This window comes from Pseudomonas sivasensis (assembly GCF_013778505.1).
Lineage (GTDB): Bacteria > Pseudomonadota > Gammaproteobacteria > Pseudomonadales > Pseudomonadaceae > Aquipseudomonas > Aquipseudomonas sivasensis.
In genome coordinates this window covers 92,700-113,785 of sequence record NZ_JAAOWU010000002.1, presented here as the reverse complement: position 1 = coordinate 113,785, position 21,086 = coordinate 92,700, and the positions used below count along the sequence as shown (strand labels likewise).

Annotated in this window: 21 protein-coding genes and 1 pseudogene; 6 read left to right on the top strand and 16 right to left on the bottom strand. The window is 59.5% G+C overall.

What is annotated here, in order from left to right; translation table 11 throughout:
• Positions 1–209 precede the first annotated feature (209 nt).
• Both G9Q84_RS04050 and G9Q84_RS04045 read right to left on the bottom strand, forming a co-directional pair.
• Positions 210–569, bottom strand: a complete 360-nt coding sequence (locus tag G9Q84_RS04050; protein WP_181642926.1) for a hypothetical protein — start codon at positions 567–569, stop codon at positions 210–212.
• Positions 570–1,544, bottom strand: a complete 975-nt coding sequence (locus tag G9Q84_RS04045; RefSeq protein ID WP_181642925.1) for a hypothetical protein — start codon at positions 1,542–1,544, stop codon at positions 570–572.
• 220 nt (positions 1,545–1,764) lie between these two features.
• Here G9Q84_RS04045 and G9Q84_RS29705 point away from each other — a divergent pair.
• Positions 1,765–1,890 (top strand): annotated as a pseudogene (locus G9Q84_RS29705) (formaldehyde dehydrogenase, glutathione-independent); the annotation flags it as partial.
• Between the two features lie 50 nt (positions 1,891–1,940).
• Here the strand turns inward: G9Q84_RS29705 and G9Q84_RS04040 are convergent.
• From G9Q84_RS04040 to G9Q84_RS04020, 5 genes are all read right to left on the bottom strand, one after another.
• Positions 1,941–2,294 carry a hypothetical protein gene (locus G9Q84_RS04040; RefSeq protein WP_032883970.1) on the bottom strand — a complete coding sequence of 118 codons (354 nt, stop codon included), beginning with the start codon at positions 2,292–2,294 and terminating at the stop codon, positions 1,941–1,943.
• Positions 2,295–2,732: 438 nt separating this feature from the next.
• The gene (locus tag G9Q84_RS04035; RefSeq protein WP_163033279.1) at positions 2,733–3,146 is read right to left on the bottom strand and encodes a DUF3757 domain-containing protein; all 414 of its coding nucleotides are present in this window, start codon (positions 3,144–3,146) and stop codon (positions 2,733–2,735) included.
• A gap of 135 nt (positions 3,147–3,281) precedes the next feature.
• On the bottom strand, positions 3,282–3,740 hold the full coding sequence (locus G9Q84_RS04030) for an anti-sigma factor (protein WP_032883966.1): 459 nt from the start codon (positions 3,738–3,740) through the stop codon (positions 3,282–3,284).
• A 77-nt stretch (positions 3,741–3,817) separates the two neighbouring features.
• A complete protein-coding gene (locus G9Q84_RS04025; protein ID WP_181642924.1) occupies positions 3,818–4,495 on the bottom strand; it encodes an anti-sigma factor in 678 nt (225 codons plus the stop codon).
• Entirely contained in the window at positions 4,492–5,118 is a 627-nt protein-coding gene (locus G9Q84_RS04020; RefSeq protein WP_122754275.1) for a sigma-70 family RNA polymerase sigma factor, read from the bottom strand. The genes G9Q84_RS04025 and G9Q84_RS04020 overlap by 4 nt, the downstream gene beginning before the upstream one ends.
• A gap of 130 nt (positions 5,119–5,248) precedes the next feature.
• Here G9Q84_RS04020 and G9Q84_RS04015 point away from each other — a divergent pair, with 130 nt between their 5' ends.
• On the top strand, positions 5,249–5,821 hold the full coding sequence (locus G9Q84_RS04015; RefSeq protein WP_032883963.1) for a DUF2780 domain-containing protein: 573 nt from the start codon (positions 5,249–5,251) through the stop codon (positions 5,819–5,821).
• Here G9Q84_RS04015 and G9Q84_RS04010 read toward each other — a convergent pair.
• The gene (locus tag G9Q84_RS04010; RefSeq protein WP_181642923.1) at positions 5,818–6,705 is read right to left on the bottom strand and encodes an acyltransferase; all 888 of its coding nucleotides are present in this window, start codon (positions 6,703–6,705) and stop codon (positions 5,818–5,820) included. The genes G9Q84_RS04015 and G9Q84_RS04010 overlap by 4 nt on opposite strands.
• A gap of 172 nt (positions 6,706–6,877) precedes the next feature.
• Between G9Q84_RS04010 and rloA2 the strand changes: the two genes are divergently transcribed.
• Genes rloA2 through creD form a run of 4 tightly spaced genes read left to right on the top strand, consistent with a single transcriptional unit; the run spans position 6,878 to position 10,920 of the window.
• Positions 6,878–7,378 (top strand): retropepsin-like aspartic peptidase RloA2, encoded by a 501-nt coding sequence (gene rloA2, locus G9Q84_RS04005; RefSeq protein WP_032883961.1) that lies wholly within the window; start codon positions 6,878–6,880, stop codon positions 7,376–7,378.
• A gap of 9 nt (positions 7,379–7,387) precedes the next feature.
• On the top strand, positions 7,388–8,056 hold the full coding sequence (creB, locus tag G9Q84_RS04000) for a two-component system response regulator CreB (protein WP_032883959.1): 669 nt from the start codon (positions 7,388–7,390) through the stop codon (positions 8,054–8,056).
• A complete protein-coding gene (creC, locus tag G9Q84_RS03995; protein WP_181642922.1) occupies positions 8,056–9,495 on the top strand; it encodes a two-component system sensor histidine kinase CreC in 1,440 nt (479 codons plus the stop codon). The genes creB and creC overlap by 1 nt, the downstream gene beginning before the upstream one ends.
• 51 nt (positions 9,496–9,546) lie before the next feature.
• Positions 9,547–10,920 (top strand): cell envelope integrity protein CreD, encoded by a 1,374-nt coding sequence (gene creD, locus G9Q84_RS03990; protein WP_099601655.1) that lies wholly within the window; start codon positions 9,547–9,549, stop codon positions 10,918–10,920.
• Between the two features lie 558 nt (positions 10,921–11,478).
• Here the strand turns inward: creD and G9Q84_RS03985 are convergent.
• The 8 genes from G9Q84_RS03985 to G9Q84_RS03950 all read right to left on the bottom strand — a co-directional run bounded on the left by G9Q84_RS03985 (position 11,479) and on the right by G9Q84_RS03950 (position 21,037).
• A complete protein-coding gene (locus G9Q84_RS03985; protein WP_095185068.1) occupies positions 11,479–12,108 on the bottom strand; it encodes a glutathione S-transferase in 630 nt (209 codons plus the stop codon).
• Between the two features lie 187 nt (positions 12,109–12,295).
• Positions 12,296–12,478: a hypothetical protein gene (locus G9Q84_RS03980; protein ID WP_095185067.1), complete on the bottom strand. Its 183-nt coding sequence runs from the start codon at positions 12,476–12,478 to the stop codon at positions 12,296–12,298.
• Entirely contained in the window at positions 12,475–13,578 is a 1,104-nt protein-coding gene (locus G9Q84_RS03975) for a PepSY-associated TM helix domain-containing protein (RefSeq protein ID WP_181642921.1), read from the bottom strand. Before G9Q84_RS03975 ends, G9Q84_RS03980 begins: the two co-directional genes overlap by 4 nt.
• Positions 13,579–13,641: 63 nt before the next feature.
• Positions 13,642–16,071, bottom strand: a complete 2,430-nt coding sequence (locus G9Q84_RS03970) for a TonB-dependent siderophore receptor (RefSeq protein WP_181642920.1) — start codon at positions 16,069–16,071, stop codon at positions 13,642–13,644.
• A gap of 157 nt (positions 16,072–16,228) precedes the next feature.
• Positions 16,229–17,197, bottom strand: a complete 969-nt coding sequence (locus G9Q84_RS03965) for a FecR domain-containing protein (protein WP_032883941.1) — start codon at positions 17,195–17,197, stop codon at positions 16,229–16,231.
• Entirely contained in the window at positions 17,194–17,712 is a 519-nt protein-coding gene (locus G9Q84_RS03960) for an RNA polymerase sigma factor (RefSeq protein WP_032883939.1), read from the bottom strand. Before G9Q84_RS03960 ends, G9Q84_RS03965 begins: the two co-directional genes overlap by 4 nt.
• A 698-nt stretch (positions 17,713–18,410) precedes the next feature.
• Positions 18,411–19,118, bottom strand: coding sequence for a 3'-5' exonuclease (locus G9Q84_RS03955; protein WP_032883937.1), 708 nt, complete (start codon positions 19,116–19,118; stop codon positions 18,411–18,413).
• A complete protein-coding gene (locus tag G9Q84_RS03950; protein WP_177434275.1) occupies positions 19,115–21,037 on the bottom strand; it encodes a putative nucleotidyltransferase substrate binding domain-containing protein in 1,923 nt (640 codons plus the stop codon). Before G9Q84_RS03950 ends, G9Q84_RS03955 begins: the two co-directional genes overlap by 4 nt.
• Between the last annotated feature and the right edge of the window lie 49 nt (positions 21,038–21,086).

Genomic DNA, 21,086 nt, shown 5'->3' with positions numbered 1-21,086 from the left:
TACTGCGCCCCCCGAAGCAGCAAGTTCGGGGGAAGTACAACCTCCAATTGCTGCAGGTAATCAGCCTGGATGACGCGCCGCGTGTTTACGGCGGTTTTGATGCGGTTGTGCCGAAAAAGTTTGTGATTGATCCGCATAAGTTGTTTAGTGCGGCGTAAGACTTGGAGTAAATATAAGGGCGCCAAGGGTGCCCTTGTTTTTTTGGCGTGTCAGTAATAAGCAAAATATCCACTTATTACCATGGTTGTGAATGATGTAAGTGCTATGAGTGAGGGTATGACCATCCAGTACTTGAGGTTTTTGGGGATTTTTTCAACGTCCTCGACAAGTACCATTCCCCTCCATTCAATGACTGTCGGGATAAGAATGACGGTGGCCATGGCGAATAGGCGTGACTGTCTTCCTTCAAAAGGAAGAAAGCGGCAGGTATGTCTGAACCCAGCAATAAAGGAGCTGTATTGCAGATAGCGTTCTGCTGCATCGAGCTTCTCAAACATGACGTAAAAGGTCAGCGGGATACTGAGTAGCATGATGCCCCCCGCGCACATGCCGATATATTCCAGAATCATTTAATTTTCCATCGCCCTGTAGAGGAGTGCACCCGTGTGCTCTCCTAACTTACTTCCAACCTTGCTTCCAACGAAGCCGCCTGCTGCAGTGCCGATGACCGCACATGCCAAGGCTCCTGTGCCCGCTGTAGGTATGCCAAAAATAATCATGCAGGCGCCCATGCCGATATAGAAGCCTGCAGATGCGCCGTAGGATGCTCCTCCGAGCCCAAGCGCTAACTTGGATCCTTCAACATATTTCGCTTGTGTACATTCTTGCTCACGCCCGGTGGAACACGCCTCTGCTATCTCCAATGCTGTCGACCCAACATCCAGCGCAAGACCAATGTAAGTGCCCTTCTTCAATATCTGCGACGCCTTGGCTATACGTTTTACCGTCGCTTCATACCCCTGAATCTCCCCATGATGCCAATAACTCTTAGTGGAAATCCCCAGCATCTTTTTAATCGAACCTTCGTTTTTCAGGCCCGTCCCCAACCGTGCCAACCCTGACAGTTGACCATCCAGCCTCGCAAACAACGCCCTACGCTTAACCAGAAATTCATTTCTCGCACTCACGGTACCGTTCCTCAGGTACTGCTTATGCAATTCATCGATTTCCTTGAGCGTCTGCTCTATCTGCGTCAGGTGCTTGCTCCAAGCACCGCTCACACTGCCGATGCCCAAAGACGCATGGGACATGATGGTCTGCAATTGATCGTAGTTTTTGATCATAAATTGATCAGCGGCGGAGTGTGCCAACAGCGCATGCTTGACGTTAGCGGCTGATTGCATCAAGCGAGCTTCTTCAGCGGTACAAGAAGCGGTCCGGCTGTCCCCGATAATGACCAGTTGCCCAGGCAGTACTACGGCGTTGCGAATGTGTTGGTTGAGGATGTCGAACTTGGTTTGGGTATTTGGGGTGAGAGAAAGGCTCAGTTTGAGCAACGGATAAGGCTTCGGCCGTTCATTGATAAATGCATAGGCTCCCTGCATCGCGTGCACCTCCAGGACTGTGGCGCACGACTATATGAAGACGCCAAGGCGGGTGTAAGACGCTGGCCGGGGCGCTGGTGGCGTTTCGGAAACGGACTACGAAAGATCAGGCTTGCACCTACCTTTTGTGGTGAGCGGGCTTGCCCCGCTATGGTGAAAAGAGGATTGTTGGGGGCCGGCGCGAGGCTACTGCGCACCCCCGAAGCAGCAAGTTCGGGGGAAGTACAACCTCCAATTGCTGCAGGTGATCAGCCTGGATGACGCGCCGCGTGTTTACGGCGAGTTTGATGCGGTTGTGCCGAAGAAGTTTGTGATTGATCCGCATAAGTTGTTTAGTGCGGCGTAGTTGATAGATAAGGGCGACTTAGAGTCGCCCTTTTTTATCGCAGATAAGTCTTATATAAAAAACCAACTGATAAACATGCCTGCAAAGGATAGGCAGGCAGTGAGTGTCGGTATCACCATCCAATACCTAAGGTGTCTTGGTATTCTTTCAACGTCCTCAACAAGCACCAGATGTTTCCATTGAAGTATTTTTGGAATAAGAATAATCGTCGCCATGGCGAATACGCGCTGGGGGCGTCCTTCAAAGTGTGAATTACGGAAGATATGTTTTTGCACGACTAGATAGGTGCTGTATTGCACATAGCCTTCTGCAGCATCCAGCTTTTTATACATGGCACAAAAGATCAGCGGAAAGCTCAATAGCATCAGGATGACTGAACCCATACCGAGGTAGAACCAGACCATTTAATCCCTCGCAGTCTTATAGATAAAATCGCCTGTGCTTTGCGCAAGTCCGGTTCCCAGCGCGGCTCCCCCTAGGCCGCCTGCGGCACCGCCGACGATGGCACATGCCAAGGCTCCGGCGCCAGCCGTGGGTATTCCAAAAACTAACATGCAGGCGCCGATGCCAATCGAGGCTCCAAGTCTTGCTCCCAAGTATGAGCCACCAACGCCAGCTACCAACTTGCCTCCTTAAACATTGAGCAACGGATAAGGCTGCGGCCGTTCATTGATAAATGCGTAAGGTCCCTGCATCGCGTACACCTCCAAGACTGAGGCGCAGGACCATAAGAAGGCACCTTAAGGGATGTAAGGCGTGTACAGGGAGGTTGGTAGCGTTTCGGAAACGGACTACATAAGTTAGGGCTGATGACTACAAATCAGCCCTACGCAGCGCAACGTTCATTGATGGTTGAACATGCATTTCAAGTTGTCATTAGCCTTGCAGTAGTTGGCTTCCCAGAACGTATTGGGCGCATGTGAGAACTGATGCACAGGTTTTAGTACCAGTCTCACGGCGTCATCGCCGGCCCCGGAGTAATCACAGATGACCGCAGGCATGCTGTTTCTCTCGTCGTTTATGGGCTTGTAGTTTGCCGCCGTGAATTCCAGGCTTGCCATGCGCAGTTCTTTAGCGGTCTCGTTCTCGCCGGCCCATTTCTGATCCAAAGGACCATCAGCCACATAGTGGTAGCCGCCTTTGTCCATCCGGTATTGCTTGATGTCGGCAGGCTTGGGGCAGGAAGAAGTTTGTGCAAAGACGTGACCGGTCACAGTGAGCATTGCCAATAGGCAAACAACACGGTTGAGGTTCATGAGAGAGACTCCCTTGTGCATTGGACTTGAATGCTGAGGGAGTTTTCATCAAGCATCTACTGTGAGAAATGACAGTGGCTTAGATTCAATTTTGATAAAAAACGGGGTGCTCAGAGCACCCTTGCGGCAATGGGCTCAGCGCGTTGCCAAAGCCCCCTGATAGACGGTCGGCCCCGTCGGTTGCTTGCTCACTGAGCCGCCTTTGCTCTCCGCACTCACCATCAACTCCACCGGTTTGCTGATCGAGGCCTGCTGCCTCGGGTTCAAGCCGATGATGCCTTCGCCATCCTCCGGTATCAGTCCAAGTGACACGGGCTTGCCGCCGTCGGGTATCGCCCACAGTTCCAGGCTCTGGTCCGGCGCGGGTGCGGTGATGGCGATGGGTTGCACTTCCAGGTAATCCTTGTGAGCCATGACCTGCGCCGCCGGCTGTTGGGTGGTGGTGATCAGGGTGGCGGCGGACTTGACGTTGTCCTGAGTGTAGAACGCGCCGCCGAGGCCGGCGATCACGGCCACGCAGACGCCGATAAACAGGCGTGGACGGCTCCAGAAAGGCGGCTTTGGCTCAATGATTGTGGGGCGTGTCGCGCTCATAACGTTGTTCCTGACAGGGCTTTCAGTGCTGTCATGGACTCTGGTTTGCGCGATGGGTTCCTGGCCCCCCTTGCAGGTCAAAGTGATGCCAATTGGCCCTGATACAGCACCGGTCCGGTGGGTTGCCCGGTGGGCGAGCCGCCGTGTGGTTCCAGGCTCACGGCCAAGGTCAGCGGTGCGGTAAGCAAGGCTCGCTGCGCTTCGCTCAGTTGGATTCGGCCTTTGCCCACTGCGGGCACCAGGCCCAGGGAGATCGGTTTGCCTCCGGGCTTGATGGCCCACAATTCCAGGTCCTGTGCCGACGTCACGGCGGCCAGTGACAAGGGTTCCACTTGCAGGTGGTCGGCAAAGGCCTTGATCTGCAACGCGGGTTGTTGGTTGGCGGCGACCAGTGTGGCGTTGTACTCCACACCCAGGTCGCGCTGGTACAACACGCCCACCAGCACTGCGATAACAATCCCGAACGCCGCCGCCCACAGTCGCAGGTTCGTCCACAACGGTTTCTTGGCCGGCATGTGCAGCACCTGCGGCTCGATCCGTGACTTGATGCCCGCCCACACATGCTCGGGCACCGGCCGCTCGGGCAATGCGCCGGTCATGCTGGCAAGCGCTTCCTGCCAATGGCCCAGTTCAACGCGCAGCGCGGCGTCTTCCAATAACAGCGCATCAAAACGCCGACGGGCGGTGGCGGGCATCAGTCCGATGGCGTAGTCGGCTGCCAGGGCGCGGCGCAGGGCTGTGGTTTTGTAGTTCATGATTCAAGGCACCTGCGCAGGCGCTCCATGCCGCGGCGAATCCAGGATTTGACCGAGCCCAGCGGCGCGGCCAAGTGTTCGGCCAACTCCGAACACGACAGGCCCTGGAAGTAAGCCACAGTGATCGATTGACGCTGCATGCCGTCGAGGGTGTCGAGGCAGCGGTTGAGCGCGCGGGCTTCGCGTTCGCTGTCGAGCCGTTCGTAGGCGCTGGGGCCTTCGTCGAGCAAGGCGTCCTGTTGACCGTCGGCCAAAGGCTGTTCGCGGCGTTTACGCAGTTGGTCGATGGCCAGGTTGCGGGTGATGTTGATCATCCAGGTCATCGGCGCCGCCAGGTGGGCTTCGTAGCGCGAAGCGTTGTACCAGATGCGTACGAAGGCTTCCTGCAGCACCTCTTCAGCCAGGTCCTGGCGTCCCATAAACACCATGGCGACCCCGTGCAGACGCGGCGAAACACTGCGATAGAGCGTTTCAAACGCTTGGCGATTGCCCAAGGCGCATTGGGCCAGCAGGGGCCGCAACGTGTCAGCATCAGTGAGCGTAATAGGGCTTCTCCAGGCTCTCGTTTGAGGGCGACGGGACTGCGCACGGTAGGCAGAGGTTAGTTCAGCTTGGGCATTCATTCCATCCAGCTCCGGGCAGCGTATGAAGCCTATACGTAGGGCAGGGCGATTCGGATGCGGGTGTGGGAACAATCCCCCGGAATGCCCAGTCAAACGCCTGCTTTCGCACCTATATCCAGAGGTTGTTTCAATGAAGATTTCACGCGGTTTCGCCCTTTCCTGCCTGATGACTCTGGCGGCCGGCCCCGTACTCGCCGCGGGCTTCAGCCTTGGTGATGCGGCCAATGCCATTTCCGGCATGCAGGGCGGTAGCAACAAAGCCGCTGCCGCCGCACCGTCGTCCGAGACGGCCGGTTTGCTGAGCGCGCTGACCTCGCAACTCAATATCACCCCCGAGCAAGCCGTTGGTGGCACCGGCGCGATGTTGGGCCTGGCCAAGAACAAACTGAGCGGCAACGATTATTCGCAACTGGGCAACAGTGTGCCGGGCCTGGATCAGCTGTCGGGCAACAATGCATTGGGCAGCCTCGGGGCCTTGAGCGGGATGCTCGGCCAGACCGGTGGCAGCAAGACCAGCGGCCTGGACGGCTTGCTGGGTAACGTGAAGAACACAAACGACCTCAACACCGCATTCAGCGCGTTGGGCATGGACAGCGGCATGATCGGCCAATTCGCTCCGGTGATCCTGCAATACCTGGGTGGCCAGGGCGCCAGCAGTTCGGTGCTGGGCAAACTGGCCCAGGCCTGGGGTACCGGCAGCTAAATACTCTGCGCGCGCAGTTGTTCGATGCGCGCGTCTTTCTCCTTCCAGAGCTGGTTGACCCAGTTCTGGACGGTCTGGCGAAATGCTGGATCGTTTTCGTAATCTCCCTGCCACAACGCCGGGTCCAGCTCACGGGTCTGGATGTCGATGATCACCTTCGGCACCGCGCCGCTGATCAAGTCCCAGAACCCCGGAATCTTCTGCTGCGGATAGACCACCGTGACGTCGAGGATTGCGTCCAGCTGTTCCCCCATCGCTGCCAGCACAAACGCCACACCGCCTGCCTTGGGTTTGAGCAACTGGGTGAACGGTGAGTCCTGCTGCGTGCGTTTGGTCTCGCTGAACCGCGTGCCTTCCAGGTAATTGACCACCGTCACCGGCTGGCGCTTGAACAGCTCACAGGCTTGTTTGGTGATCTTCAAGTCCTGGCCCGCCAGCTCGGGGTGCTTGGCCAGGAACGCCTTGGTGTAGCGTTTCATGAACGGGTAATCCAGCGCCCACCAGGCCAGGCCCAGGAAGGGCACCCAGATCAGTTCTTTTTTCAGGAAGAATTTAAAGAACGGCGTACGCCGGTTGAGCGCCTGGATCAGCGCCGGAATATCCACCCAGGACTGGTGGTTGCTGATGACCAGATAGGAGGTGTCCCTGCGCAAGTCGTCGCCGCCGCGAATGTCCCATTGCGTCGGGATGCAGCGGGCGAAGATCAGTTTGTCGATCTCGGCCCAGGTCTCGGCGATCCACATCACCGCCCATGACGCATAGTCACGGTAGCGCCCCGGTGCCACCAGCTTGAGCAGGGCGAACACCAGCAAGGGGCCGATCAGGATCAGCGTATTGAGTAACAGCAGCAGGGTGACCAAACAGCCGGTGAGCAGGCGGCGCATAAGCAACTCTTGGGATCTTGTGGGCGGATCATGATAAGCAAGCTGAGTCTAGAGGCCAAATCGCAAAGCGTCGGACGAATGTTTCACAATGTTCCGGGTATGTTGGGCTGACTAACTAACGGTCGCTTTTGCGGTCTAGAATCCGCCTACTTAATTCAAGGAAACCACCTACGTGAAATCTATCCTTGCCTTGCTTGCCCTCGTTGCGCTGCCTGTCATGGCGGCCGAACCGACCCTTTACGGTCGCTACGAATACATTCAACTGCCGGAGATCGGCGAAACCTTCAAGGCCAAGATGGACACCGGCGCGCTGACCGCCTCGCTGTCGGCCCGCGACATCGACACCTTCACCCGTGATGGCGATGACTGGGTGCGCTTCCGTCTCGGCGGCAAGGACGCCTCCGATAAGGTCTACGAACACAAAGTCTCGCGCATCAGCAAGATCAAGAGCCGCGCCGACGAAGACGACGACAAGGACGAAGCCAGCGTCGCCAAGCGCCCGGTGATCGACCTGGAAATGTGTCTGGGCAACGTCAAGCGGACCGTCGAGGTCAACCTGACCGACCGCAGCAGCTTCAATTATCCGTTGCTGATCGGCGCCAAGGCCTTGCGTGAATTTGGCGCAGCGGTAAACCCGGCTCGTCGGTACACTGCCGACAAACCGGACTGCTGATTTGAACCCATGCCCCACATCCTGATTGTCGAAGACGAAGCGGCGATAGCCGACACGCTGATATTCGCCCTGCAAGGCGAGGGCTTTACCACCACCTGGCTGAGCCTCGGCCAGGAGGCATTGGCCCATCAGCGGCAGACGCCCGCCGACCTGATCATCCTCGACATCGGCCTGCCCGACATCAGCGGTTTTGAAACCTGCAAGCAATTGCGCCGTTTCACCGAAGTGCCGGTGATGTTCCTCAGCGCGCGCGATGCTGAGATCGACCGGGTAGTGGGGCTGGAAATCGGCGCCGATGATTATGTGGTCAAGCCGTTCAGCCCACGGGAAGTGGCGGCGCGGGTCAGGGCGATTCTCAAGCGGGTCGGCCCCGGCGTTGCACCGGCGGTGTTCCAGGTGGACCTGGAACGCATGCAGATCACCTATCGGGGCCAGCCCCTGAGCCTCACGCGCCATGAATTCCGCCTGCTGCAGAGCCTGCTTGAACAACCCGAGCGGGTGTTCAGCCGCGAGCAATTGCTGGATGCCGTAGGCGTACCGGCGGATGCCGGCTACGAGCGCAATATCGACAGCCATATCAAAAGCCTGCGCAGCAAACTGCGTAGCGTCGCGGCGGACGCCGAACCGATCCAGACCCATCGCGGCCTGGGCTACAGCTACAGCCCGAGCAACAGCTGATGCGCCTGGGACTGCGGATTTTCCTGGTGTACGCGCTGTTTATCGGCCTCACCGGTTACTTCGTGCTCAGCACGGTGATGAAGGAAATCCGTCCCGGCGTGCGCCAGTCCACCGAGGAAACCCTGGTGGACACCGCCAACCTGTTGGCCGAGATCCTGCGCGATGACGTCAAAAACCGCACCCTCGGCCAAAGCCACTGGCAGGAATTGCTCAAGGCCTACGGGAACCGTCAGCCGGGCGCGACCATATGGGGCCTGCCGAAAAACCAGGTCAACCACCGCATCTATGTCACCGACGCCAAAGGCATCGTGTTGCTCGACTCCACAGGCGAAGCGGTGGGCCAGGACTACTCCAAATGGAACGATGTTTACCTGACGCTGCGCGGCGAATACGGCGCCCGCTCCACCCGCAGCCAACCGGATGACGCCACTTCATCAGTGATGCACGTAGGTGCACCGATCCGCGACAACGGCCAGATCATCGGCGTGGTCACCGTGGCCAAGCCCAACAGTTCATTGCAGCCTTATGTGGATCGCACTGAGCGGCGCCTGCTGTGGTACGGCGCCGGATTAGTCATCCTGGGCCTGCTGTTGGGCGCGCTGTTGTCGTGGTGGTTGAGCGTCGCGCTACGACGGCTGACGGCCTATGCCGAGGCGGTCAGCGAAGGCCGGCGCGCCGAGTTGCCTCACTACCGTGGCGGCGAGTTGAAGCAGTTATCCACTGCCGTTGAGCACATGCGCACGCAACTGGAGGGCAAGGCCTACGTCGAGCATTACGTGCACACCCTGACCCATGAATTGAAAAGCCCATTGGCGGCGATTCGTGGCGCGGCAGAGCTGTTGCAGGGTGATATGACCCGCGAGCAGCAGCAGCGTTTTGTCGGCAATATCGACAGTGAAAGCGCACGCCTGCAGCAGTTGATCGAGCGCTTGCTGAACCTGGCGCAAGTGGAACAACGCCAAGGCCTGGAAGAGCAGGTGAGTGTCCCGCTGGCAGCCTTGGTCGACGACGTGCTCAAGGCCCAATGTGCGCGGATCGAAGGCGCCGGCTTGCAAGTGGAGCAGACGATTGCGGCGGATGTGAAGGTGTTCGGCGAGCCCTTCCTCCTTCGCCAGGCACTGGGCAATCTGCTGGAGAACGCCTTGGATTTCACCCCCCCTGGCGGGCTGTTGGCATTCGCTGCACAGACGCACCATAACGATGTGCAGGTGAGCCTGTTCAACCAGGCCGCACCGATTCCCGACTATGCGTTGCCGCGCCTGAGCGAACGTTTTTATTCCCTGCCACGCCCGGCCAGCGGACGCAAAAGCACGGGGCTGGGCCTCAACTTTGTCGAGGAAGTGATGAAGCTTCACGGCGGCGCATTGCAGATCGGTAACGTCCCCGGCGGCGTGCGCGTAGAACTGCATCTCCACACAGTCTCCACATTGCCCACATAAATCCCCCACATGCGCGGCCCACTCTCTCTCCATCAAAACAGGGAGAGACCCATGAACCGCAGCCTGCTTTTCAAACTTGGCGCGATTGCGCTGCTGATCCTGCTGTTGCTGATTCCGTTGCTGATGATCAACGGCATCATCAGCGACCGCCAGCAACTGCGCGACGGCGTACTGATGGACATCGCACGCAGCTCCAGCTACGCCCAACGCCTCACCGGCCCGGTGATGGTGGTGCCGTATCGCAAGACCGTGCGTGAGTGGAAGCTCAATGAAAAGCTCAACAAGCGCTACGAAGAAACCCGTGAAGTGCGTGGTCGTTTGTATTTCCTTCCGGAGCGTTTTGAACTCGACGGCAAGGTGCAGACAGAACTGCGCGCACGGGGCATTTACCAAGCTCGGCTGTTCCACGCCGACAATCGCATCAGCGGGCGTTTTGTGCTGCCGGAGCAATGGGGCATCACCGAGAACTATGCCGATTACCGCTTTGAACCGGCGTTTCTGGCGGTGGGCATCAGCGATATTCGCGGTATCGAAAACGCGCTGAAACTGGAGCTGGGCAGCCAGCGCCTGGAGTTCTCGCCGGGCAGTCAGGTCGGTTGGTTGGGTGAAGGTGTACACGTCGAACTGCCGGCGCAGGACAACAAGAAACCGGCCGCCATGGACTTCGCCTTTGACCTGCGCCTGCAGGGCACCGAGCAACTGCAAGTGGTGCCGGTGGGCAAGACCAGCCAGGTCTCACTCGCGTCCAACTGGCCACACCCGAGCTTTATCGGCAACTTCCTTCCGGCTCAGCGTGAGGTCACCGACCAGGGCTTCACCGCCAACTGGCAGACTTCGTTCTTCTCCACCAACCTTGAAGAAGCCCTGCGTGGCTGCTTGTCCGAAAACAGCTGTGAGGACTTCAACAGCCGCAGCTTCGGCGTGAACTTCATCGATCCGGTGGACCAGTACCTCAAGAGCGACCGTGCGATCAAATACGCGCTGCTGTTCATCGCCCTGACCTTTGCCGGCTTCTTCCTCTTCGAAGTGCTCAAGAGCCTGGCAGTGCACCCGATTCAATACGCCTTGGTGGGTGTGGCGCTGGCGTTCTTCTACCTGCTGCTGTTGTCGTTGTCCGAGCACTTGGGTTTTGCCCTGGCGTACCTGATCTCGGCGAGTGCCTGTGTGATGTTGATCGGCTTTTATGTGTGCCATGTGCTGCGCAGCGTCGCCCACGGCCTGGGGTTTTCGGCGGGGTTGGCGGCGTTGTACGGCTTGTTGTACGGGCTGTTGAGCGCCGAGGATTACGCGCTGCTGATGGGCTCGCTGCTGTTGTTCGGCCTGCTGGGAACAGTGATGGTGCTGACGCGCAAACTGGATTGGTATGGCGTGGGCAAGCGCAAGGTGGTCGAGCCGTTGGCGTTTGATCTGGAGGCGGTGCAATGAGTGGGTTACGAGAGGATCGGCAAGAGCGGTCGCGGTTGGTGGAGAAAATTAACGCGCTGTTTCCCGCTGTTGTGGTGAGTGAGGTTTGCGTGGTGAGCGGGCGGGCTGTGGAGAGTGAGCGGTCTGTGGTGAGTGGACGGTCTGTGGAGGGTGGACGGTCTGTGGTGAGTGGATTTTTGGGGTGAAGGGGTTGTCTGTGGAGAGTGGATTTTTGGGGTGAAAGGGCTGTCTGTGGAGAGTGGATTTTTGGGGTGAAGGGGTTGTCTGTGGAGAGTGGATTTTTGGGGTGAAAGGGCTGTCTGTGGAGAGTGGATTTTTGGGGTGAAGGGGCTGTCTGTGGTGAGTGGATTTTTTGGGGTGAACGGGTTGTCTGTGGTGAGCGGGCTTGCCCCGCGCTGGGCTGCGAAGCAGCCCTAATCCAGACACCGCGTTTTTTCAGCAATACCCGATTGGCAGGTTTTGGGGCCGCTTCGCAGCCCAGCGCGGGGCAAGCCCGCTCACCACGGACAGCCCACTACCACAGACCGTCCACTCACCACAGGAAAGCTGAGCGGTTTGCTAGACCGGCGGCTGGGTCTCCAGCATCGAAGGTCGCTGGCTGACTTCGGCGTACCAGCCGGCAAGCTTGGGGTTGTCGACTCGCCACTGCATGTCCGGATGACGGAAGTCGAGGTAGCCCAAGGCGCAGGCCACGCTGATCGAAGCAATGTCAAAGTGGCTGGTCAGCTCGGCGATGGCATCCTGTTCCAGCTCGGCGAGGGCGCGGCGGATCTTGTTGCGCTGCTCGTCGAGCCAAGGCGCCCAATGTTTCTCCACCGGACGCAGGGTCGATTCATAACGCACCAGCACGGCGGCATCCATGATGCCGTCGGCCATCGAGGCCAGGGTCAGGCGGCGCCAGCGGGCCGCGCCGTCGCGGGGGATAAGTGGGTTGCCCACATGCTGGTGGTCGAGGTAATCAAGGATCACCCGACTGTCGTGCAACGCGCTGCCGTCCGCCAGGCGCAGCGCCGGGATCTTACCCACGGGGTTGCCTTGCACCACCTGCGCGTCCGGGTTGACCGGGGTCGGCATGCACCCTTGCAGGGCCACGCGATCCTGCTGGCCGGTTTCGATCAGCAGCACGCGGACCTTACGAACGAACGGTGACGCGGGGTTATGGAACAAGGTCATGCTGGGAGTGGACATGGGCAAACCTCAAAATTGACTGTGGCTAGCCTAGAGGGTTGCGCGGTGGCTGGCGAGGGGGAGTGCGGGTGTTTTTGAGGGCCTCATCGGGGCAAGTCGAATCGTCGCACCGCCCCTCCCACGGTTGACCGAGTTGTCATGACGAACGCGGAACACCTGTGGGAGGGGCTTGCCCCCGATAGCGCCCTCAGCCACGCCGCTTGAACAACGCCCACATGCCAATGGCGGCCGGTATCCCCAACCCCACCCAACTCAACGAATCCCACGGCCCATCACCCAGCAACGCCGCAAACAACCCGGCGGCGCTGAGCAGGCCAATCCCCAGCGGGATGCCAAATACCTTCCAGAAACTCGACTGTCTTGGCTTCATGCCTTGCCCGCCTTGCGCCGGACGATCCACAGATAAATCCCGCTGATCAGCACAACGATGGTCAACACATCCAGCACCGCCCAAAGGATTTTCATCGGCATGCCGCCGTAGTCACCGAAGTGCAGCGGCTGAGACATGCCCATGGCGTCCATGTACCACGGCCGTTCGGCAACGGCGGTGACGGCCAGGGTGCTCGCGTCGATCAGCACCGGCGTGAGCAGGTGCGAGGTCAGGTGGGTGCTGCCTTTCATGAACACCGCGTAATGATGCTCGCTGGAAAAGCGTGTACCAGGAAAGGCGATAAAATCCGGCTGCATACCAGGGGCGGCCTTGGCGGCGATGGTCAGCAGTTCCGTTGCTGGGGCACGCTGGGTCAGCGGCGGGGCATTCTTGTACGGTTCGATCATCGCGCTGAGGCTGTCCTGACGCCACGCGGCGATGATCAGGTCGGCGCAGGCGCTGATCACGCCGGTCACGCCCACCACCAGCGCCCAGGTCAGGGTGACCACGCCGATCAGGTTGTGCAGGTCCAGCCAGCGCAGGCGGGTGGATTTGTCCTGGCGCACAGTGGCGAACTTCAATCGGCGCATAAACGGCAGGTACAACACTGTGCCGGAGATGATCGCCAGCACAAACAACACGCCCATGAACGCCAGCAGCAACTTGCCCGGCAGCCCGGCGAACATGTCCACATGCAGACGCAGCAGGAACAGCGTGAAACCGCCATTGGCCGAAGGCATCTCCACCGACTCGCCGGTGCGCGCGTCGAGCATAAAGGTGTGGGACGAATTGGGCTCAGTGCCCGCAGTAGCGGCCATGATCGCGATCACACCGTTCTTGTCGTCCTCGTCCCACGCCAGGTATTGCATGGCTTCACCGGGGCGATGGGCCTGCGCCTTGGCGACCAGTTGCTCAAGGTTGAGCTGCGGCGTATCGGCAGGCATCTGCGCCAGTATGGGCTCGTTGCCCAGCAGATGGTCGATCTCATGGTGAAACACCAGGGGCAGGCCGGTGAGGGCGAGCAGCAGGAGGAATACGGTGCAGATCAGGCTGGTCCAAGTGTGGATGAAGGACCAGCGGCGGATGGTTTTGCTTTTCATTTTCTAACCTTCAGACACACCAAAGCCGCCCCAAGGAGGCGGCCTGGTTGTTAACTCAGCCGATTACCACTGGTAAGTGGCGCTGGCGACTACGCTGCGTTGGTCGCCGAAGTAGCAGTAGGAACCGTCACAGGTGGAAATGTAGTCCTTGTTGAACAGGTTGGTAGCGTTGAGTTTTACCGACGCGCCTTTGAGGCTGTTATCGATTCGGCCCAGGTCGTAGTGCACCGCGCCGTCGAATACGGTGTAGGCATTGGCTTTGCCGGTCCAGGTGTTGCCCTGGTCGCCATAGGTGTTGCCGGTGTAGCGCGCGCCGAAGCCGATACCGAAACCATCCAGTGGGCCGGTGTGCCAGGTGTAGTCGGTCCACAGCGAGGCTTGCTGATTGGGGATCAGTTGCAGGCGGTTGCCTTTATAGATGCCGGTTTGCACCTCGGACTTGGACAGGGTGTAGGCGGCAATCACCTTGAGGTTCTCGGTCACGTCAGAGACGGCTTCCAATTCCAGACCCTTGACCTTCACTTCGCCGGCCTGGTCGGTGATCGACTCGTTGCCTGCGCCGGTGCGGGTTACCAGTACGTTTTTCTGAGTCAGGTCGTAGACCGCCGCGCTCAGCAAGGTATTAGAGCCGGGCGGTTGGTACTTGATCCCCAGTTCCCATTGCTTGCCTTCGGTGGGTTTGTACGATTTGACCGGGTCGGTGCTGGCGTTGCTCGCTGGCTGGAAGGATTCGGCATAGGACAGGTACGGTACAAAGCCAGAATCGAATACATAGCTGATCGCCGCGTTGCCACTGAAGTTCTTGCTGCGGTCGGTGTTGGTCGCGTCTAGTTTGTTGAAGTACGTGGTGCCCTGGTGTACCCAATCTTCACGGCCACCCAGCGTCAGGCGCCACTTGTCGAGGGCCATCTGGTCTTGCACATAGAGGCCGGTCTGCACGGTTTTCTGGTTGTAGTCGTAGTAAGGCGTCACGCCGACCGGACGCACAGTCGGCGCGGTGTTGACCGGATCAAAGATGTTGATGTTCGATGCGGTGCCGTAGATGGTCCGGAACGAGGTATCGGTGCGCTGATGATCCAGGCCCAGCAGCACGGTGTGGATAATATCGCCAGTGGCGAAGTCAGCCTGGAAGTTGTTGTCCACTGCGAACTGACCGATGTTCTCGTCAACGTTCGTCGAAGAACGGGCGATATTGCCCGCCGCGTCAGCTGGTTGGTAGATATAAGAACCGACGGTCAATTGCTGGAACGACAGCTCAGACTTGGTATAGCGCAGGTTTTGTTTGAACTGCCACGTATCGTTGAAGCGATGTTCAAACGCGTAGCCCAGCGCGTAGTAGGTACGGTCGTAGAACTCGTAGTCCGGATCGCCCAGGTTCTTGTGGTGGGATACTTCGCCCAAAGACGATTTTATTTTGGTGCCCTGGATCGGCAGGAACTGGCTGGTGGTGCCGGTATCGTCGCGGGTGAACTGCGAGAGCAAGGTAAATTTGGTATCGGGGTCGATGTTCCAGGTCAGGCTCGGCGCAATGTTGTAGCGCTTGTTATCGATATGGTCGACCTGGGTGCCTGCATCACGCACCACACCGCTGACGCCGTAGAGGAACTGGCCTTCATCGTCGATCTTGCCGGTGCTGGCGAAGTTGATCTGGCGGTAGTTGTCGCTGCCGTATTGCACCTGGATCGCATTGCTCTGTTCAGCGCTGGGGCGGCGGCTGACCATATCCAGCAGGCCGCCGGGCGGTGTCTGGCCATACACCGAGGAGGCGGGACCGCGCAGCAGGGCGAGACGGTCGAGGTTCCAGGTTTCGGCTTTCGGGTTGGCGTAAACGCCGCGTGGCAGTGGCAGGCCGTCGAGGAATTGGGTCGGTTCGAAGCCGCGCACGCGCATCCAGTCGTAACGGGTATCGCTGCCATAGCTGGCGGAGACGATGCCGGGCATGTACTTCACCGCGTCATCCAGGTTCTGGACGTTGCGGTCCTGCATCTGCTCGCGGGTGGCGACGGAAATCGAACGCGGTGCCTCGACCAGTGCCGTGTCAGTCTTGGTACCGGCGGCTGTGCGGTTGGCCAGGTAGCCCTCGACCGGACCCCAGGCAGTTTCGGTATCGCCCTGACCAATGATGCTGGTCTCTGGCAACGCCACAACCCCCTCAGGAATCGCCACCAAGGTAAACGTCCCCGCACCACCCTGTTCCAATTGCAACCCAGTCCCACGCAACGCCTCGCGCAGTGCACCTTGTGCATCGAACTGGCCCTGGACCGGCGCCGAGGTCTTGCCGGCGGCCAGCGACGGGTTGAGGGTCAGCGCGAGGCCGGCCTGGCTGGCGATTTGGTTCAGGGTGGTGGCCAGCGGTGCAGCCGGCAGGTTGTAGGCGCGCACGCTGGACGCTTGTTCGGCGGCAAACAGTGAAGGGCTGGCCAGCGGGGCGCTGAGGGCTATAGCCACGGCTAACAGGCTGGGGCGCAACAAGGTGTCTAGCGAGCGGGACATGGGGCGGCTCCTGAATGGAAGTAATTCGCAATTGCCTATGTGCCGAACGAGAATCGAGAAGTGATAGGGCAGGATCAAAATATTTTTGCGGTGGGTGTGAGGGCCTCATCGGGGGCAAGTCGAATCGTCGATAGCGATAGCCCAGCCACCCCAGAACCTAAGGCTTACCCGTGACCGTTACCCACCACGGCGTGTGCTGCTCGATCTGCACCGGCAGGGTCGGCAGCAGAGCGTTGAGCGCAAGGGTGGTGTCGTGCAGCGGGAAGCTGCCGGTGATGCGCAGGTCAGCCACGTTTTTATCCACACCCAAGTAGCCGGTGCGGTAGCGGCTGAGCTCATCCACCACATCGCCCAGGCGGGCGTTGTCGACCACCAGCATGCCGCGGGTCCAGGCGTCGGTGGCAGGGGTGACGGCCAGCGCTGGGCCGAGGCCGTCGCCACGCATCAGCACTTGCTGGCCTTCCTTGAAAATCTGTTCTTGATGCAATGCTTGCGGCTGCGCCGCGACTGCCGATTGCAAGACGCTCAACCGCGTGGCGTCGTCTTCGCGCCTGACGATAAACCGCGTGCCCAGCGCCCGCAGGCTGCCGTCGCGGGTTTGCACGTAGAACGGGCGCGCGTCGTTGTGGCCGGTCTCGACGAGGATTTCGCCTTCCTGCAACACGATCAGCCGGCGTTTTTCATCAAAGCGTACGTCGATGGCGCTGTGGGTATTGAGGTTGATCTGCGTGCCGTCCGCGAGTTTCAGCGTGCGCTGTTCGCCAGTGGCGGTGCGTTGGTCGGCCAGCCAATAGTGGATCGGCACATAACGCTCGCCGGCAAACAACGCCAAACCGCACACCAGCGCGATACTCGCCAGGCCAGTACCGAGCTTGCGCACCCGTTGGCGAATACCTTCACGCGATTGCAACAACGCCGCCCGCGCCGGGCCCGAGGCCACGCCAAAGCGCTGATCGAGCATCCCCAGCTGGCGCCAGGCGCGAGCGTGTTCTTCATTGCTGGCCAACCATTTGCTGAACTCTTCACGTTCCACCGCGCTGCCGTCGCCGGAATCCAGGGACAGCTGCCAGGCAATCGCCGCATCCAGCACACGGGCCGAGACTGGTTTTGAGCTGATCGCACTCACAACGGTTCGCCATACAACGCGATGTAGCACTGGCGAATGCCCTGGGCCAGGTATTGGCGCACACGGGGTACTGACACGCCGAGGCGCTGGGCGATTTCCGCGTGGCCCAGGCCGTCGAGGCGGTTATAGAGGAACGCGGCGCGGGCCTTGCTCGACAGCTTGCCGAGCAGGCGGTCGATGGCCTTGAGGTCTTCCAGGATAAGTTGCTGTTCTTCCGCAGAAGGGTGTTCGCTTTCCGGGACTAGCATTAATTCGGCGAGATAGGCCTGTTCCAAGGCGGCGCGACGGAAGTAGTCGAACAGCAAGCCTTTGGCGATCGCCACCAGAAATGCCCGTGGCTCGCGGGGGGCGCGCAGCTCGTCACGGCCCAGCAGGCGCATGAAGGTGTCCTGACTCAGGTCTTCGGCGCGACTCGGGCAGGCCACATTACGCCGCAGCCAGGCCAACAGCCAGCCACGATGGTCGCGATACAACGCGCCAACAAGCTCACTGTGTGGGTTCTGGACCGACGACAAGGCATCACCGAATAAACAAGGGGTTTAAACTAACGAGAATTATTCGCGATTGTGTCAGAGGCGTGGGATGGGCGCAATTGGCGTCCGTCGGGTTGAAGGCTTAATGACATCTCATTGGTAGATGAGCGTTGCCTGGTGAGACGGGCTCTTTGTGGTGAGGGCTTTCTGTGGTGAGCAGGTTTTCTGTTGTGAGGGGGCTTTCTGTGGTGAGTAGGTTTTCTGTTGTGAGGGGGCTTTCTGTGGTGAGTAGGTTTTCTGTGGTGAGCGGGCTTGCCCCGCGCTGGGCTGCGAAGCGGCCCCAACACCTGTCAATGGGTTATGACTGAAGAAACGCGGTGCCTGGATTGGGGCTGCTCCGCAGCCCAGCGCGGGGCAAGCCCGCTCACCACAATGAAAGCTCATTCACCTAAAGGTCATTTATTTAAGTGGTTAGAAAGAGGCGCTTGCTTGCGCCGTTTCCATTGGCTCAAGCGTGGTGAGCAGGCTTTCTATGGTGACTGGGCTTTCTGTGGTGAGTAGGTTTTCCGTGGTGAGCGGGCTTGCCCCGCGCTGGGCTGCGAAGCGGCCCCAACACCTGCCAATGGGTTATGACTGAAGAAACGCGGTGCCTGGATTGGGGCTGCTCCGCAGCCCAGCGCGGGGTAAGCCCGCTCACCACAATGAAAGCCCTTTCACCTAAAGGTCATTTATTTAATTGGTTAGAAAGAGGGCGCTTGCTTGCGCCGTTTCCATTGGCTCAAGCGCTCCTGAAGCGCCTTCGGGGAGTCGATCTGCTGTTGTCGTGCACGACTGAATAAGATAAGCATCAGCTCCGCCGTGGCCAGGGCGTCGGCGCTGGCGTGATGGCGTTCGCCCACGTGCAGTTTGAAATGGTTTATCCAGTCGTCCAGTCCGGCTTCGCGGATAGGCGCCTCGGGGCACAGCAGTGGGGCGATGTCAGCCACATCCAGAAACGGATGCGCCAGGCGATAACCCAGGCTGTCCTTGAGTGCGCGACCGAGCATGTGCTGGTCGAACGGTGCATGGAAGGCCAGCAATGGGCTGTCGCCGACAAATGCCATGAAGTCCAGCAGCGCTTCCACCGGATCACTGCCAGCGGCGATGGCGCTGGGCCCCAGACCATGGATCAACACGCTGGGGCTGAGCTTTGTTTCGGCGCGCTGCAGGGTGCGTTCGAACAGCTGTGAAAAGTCCACCGCGCCGTCTTCGATCACCACCGCGCCGATGGACAGCACTTGGTCACGGTTGAGATTCAGGCCGCTGGTTTCCAGATCCACCACCACCCAGCGTTGGGTACGCAGTGGGTTATCGCCCAATGCCGCGGGCTTGGACAGTTGCTCCAGGCGCCGTTGTTGCGCGGCATCAAGGCCAGGTTTTTTCGCACGTAACCAGTCGAATAAACTCACAGTTGATACCGCAACGTCAGGCTGCTTTGCAGGCGTTGGGCCTGGCGCAGGGATTCGCGCAGAATGCGCCGGTCCAGGTGGTTGAGGCTATCGGGGTCGACGCGGTTGGAATACGGCTGGTTCTCGCGGGTCTGTAACTGGTGCTGCTGCATGCGGGTTTGCTGGATAAAGTGGTACGCCTCTTCATACGCGGCGCCGTCCAGCGGCTCGATGACTTCCTTGGCTACCAACTGGCGCAGACGCTCCAGGGTGTTGTTGGCGTGGATGCCATTGGCCAGCGCCAGCAGGCGCGCGCCGTCGACAAACGGTGTGAGGCCCTGCACCTTGAGGTCGAGCGTGGCTTTTTCACCGCTTTTGCGTGTCAGCACGAATTCGCGGAAACGTCCTACAGGTGGCCGTTGGCGCAAGGCGTTCTCGGCAAGCATGCGTTGAAACAGCCGGTTATCTGCGACCTGATCCAGGACGTTTTGGCGCAGAAAATCGCCCCCCTGTTCATCGCCCCACACCACCCGCAGATCAAAATAGATGCTCGAACCCAACAGGTTCTCCGGCGTTGCTTCACGAATAAACGCCGCAAACCGCCGCGCCCATTCCGCCCGCGATAGGCACAGCTCGGGGTTGCCGGCCATGATATTGCCCTTGCACAGGCTGAACCCGCACAGCGCCAAGCTCTGGTTGATCTGCTGCGCCAGGGGCAGCAACCGACCGCGAATCTCGGCGGCCTCCACCGCGTCCTTGGCCTCGAACAGAATGCCGTTGTCCTGGTCGGTGTACAGCGTCTGCTCGCGGCGGCCTTCGCTGCCGAAACACAACCAACTGAACGGCACGCCGGGGTCGCCTTTTTCGGCGAGGGTCAACTCGATTACTCGACACACCGTGTGATCGTTGAGCAGGGTAATGATGTGAGTGATCTGGGTGGATGACGCGCCATGGGCGAGCATCCGCTCGACCAACTGGCCAATCTCGCCGCGAATTGCCACCAGGTTCTCCACCCGGGGCGCATTGCGGATGGTGCGGGCCAGGTGCACCAGATCGACCCGTTGCAGGGAAAACAGATCGCGTTCGGATACCACGCCACACAGGCGCTGGTCCTTGACCAGGCACACATGGGCGATATGCCGTTCGGTCATGGCGATGGCGGCGTCGAATGCGCTGTGGTCCGGGGTCAGGAAAAACGGCGCCTGGGTCATGTGACTGTCGATCGCCTGGGTGAAATCGCTGGTGCCGTCGGCGACCACTTGGCGCAGGTCGCGCAGGGTAAAAATCCCCAGGGGCGACTGATGGACGTCGACGATCACAATGCTGCCCACCTGTTGCTCGTGCATCAGCGTCACGGCTTCGCGCAGCGGCGTGTCCGGGCTGCACATTACCGGGTGGCGCATGGCCAATTCGCCCAGACGGGTATTGAGCGAATACTGCGTGCCTAGGGTTTCCACGGCTTTTTGCTGCACTTGCTGGTTGACCTGATCCAGCAGGCTGCTGACGCCGCGCAGGGCAAAGTCGCGAAACGGGCTGGAGAGGGCAAACAGTTTGATAAAGGCGGGCTTGTTCAGTTGCAGGCAGAAGGTGTCTTCGGCGGCTTTATGCTCGGTGCGCGTGGCTCGTTCACCTAAAAGCGCAGCAAGGGGGAAGCACTCGCCAGTGGTGATTTCGAAGGTGGTTTCTGCCGAGTCCGGTCGTTCGCCCACGACGCGGCCTTGTTTGACGATGTAAAAGTGCTCCACCGGCCCGCCCGACGGCTTGAGAATGCTCTCGCCAGGGCCGAAGAAACGTAATTGACACTGTTCAACCAGAAATGCCAGGTGCGCATTTTCCATTTGATTGAATGGCGGGAAACGTTGCAGGAATTGCAAAGTGCCGTGGATGTTCTGCAACACGGCGGTTTTACCCGCCTGCGTGAAAGCATCAGCTTTACTCATAACAGTGACCGCAGTTTTTTTGTCGTTATCGTCCTGCATGGTCGACTCC

What these genes read in the sequence shown, in the direction of transcription:
- G9Q84_RS04050 (WP_181642926.1), bottom strand. Translation starts at nt 569, where the DNA reads ATGATTCTGGAATATATCGGCATGTGCGCGGGGGGCATCATGCTACTC.
- G9Q84_RS04045 (WP_181642925.1), bottom strand. Translation starts at nt 1,544, where the DNA reads ATGCAGGGAGCCTATGCATTTATCAATGAACGGCCGAAGCCTTATCCG.
- G9Q84_RS04040 (WP_032883970.1), bottom strand. Translation starts at nt 2,294, where the DNA reads ATGGTCTGGTTCTACCTCGGTATGGGTTCAGTCATCCTGATGCTATTG.
- G9Q84_RS04035 (WP_163033279.1), bottom strand. Translation starts at nt 3,146, where the DNA reads ATGAACCTCAACCGTGTTGTTTGCCTATTGGCAATGCTCACTGTGACC.
- G9Q84_RS04030 (WP_032883966.1), bottom strand. Translation starts at nt 3,740, where the DNA reads ATGAGCGCGACACGCCCCACAATCATTGAGCCAAAGCCGCCTTTCTGG.
- G9Q84_RS04025 (WP_181642924.1), bottom strand. Translation starts at nt 4,495, where the DNA reads ATGAACTACAAAACCACAGCCCTGCGCCGCGCCCTGGCAGCCGACTAC.
- G9Q84_RS04020 (WP_122754275.1), bottom strand. Translation starts at nt 5,118, where the DNA reads ATGAATGCCCAAGCTGAACTAACCTCTGCCTACCGTGCGCAGTCCCGT.
- G9Q84_RS04015 (WP_032883963.1), top strand. Translation starts at nt 5,249, where the DNA reads ATGAAGATTTCACGCGGTTTCGCCCTTTCCTGCCTGATGACTCTGGCG.
- G9Q84_RS04010 (WP_181642923.1), bottom strand. Translation starts at nt 6,705, where the DNA reads ATGCGCCGCCTGCTCACCGGCTGTTTGGTCACCCTGCTGCTGTTACTC.
- creB (WP_032883959.1), top strand. Translation starts at nt 7,388, where the DNA reads ATGCCCCACATCCTGATTGTCGAAGACGAAGCGGCGATAGCCGACACG.
- creC (WP_181642922.1), top strand. Translation starts at nt 8,056, where the DNA reads ATGCGCCTGGGACTGCGGATTTTCCTGGTGTACGCGCTGTTTATCGGC.
- creD (WP_099601655.1), top strand. Translation starts at nt 9,547, where the DNA reads ATGAACCGCAGCCTGCTTTTCAAACTTGGCGCGATTGCGCTGCTGATC.
- G9Q84_RS03985 (WP_095185068.1), bottom strand. Translation starts at nt 12,108, where the DNA reads ATGTCCACTCCCAGCATGACCTTGTTCCATAACCCCGCGTCACCGTTC.
- G9Q84_RS03980 (WP_095185067.1), bottom strand. Translation starts at nt 12,478, where the DNA reads ATGAAGCCAAGACAGTCGAGTTTCTGGAAGGTATTTGGCATCCCGCTG.
- G9Q84_RS03975 (WP_181642921.1), bottom strand. Translation starts at nt 13,578, where the DNA reads ATGAAAAGCAAAACCATCCGCCGCTGGTCCTTCATCCACACTTGGACC.
- G9Q84_RS03970 (WP_181642920.1), bottom strand. Translation starts at nt 16,071, where the DNA reads ATGTCCCGCTCGCTAGACACCTTGTTGCGCCCCAGCCTGTTAGCCGTG.
- G9Q84_RS03950 (WP_177434275.1), bottom strand. Translation starts at nt 21,037, where the DNA reads ATGAGTAAAGCTGATGCTTTCACGCAGGCGGGTAAAACCGCCGTGTTG.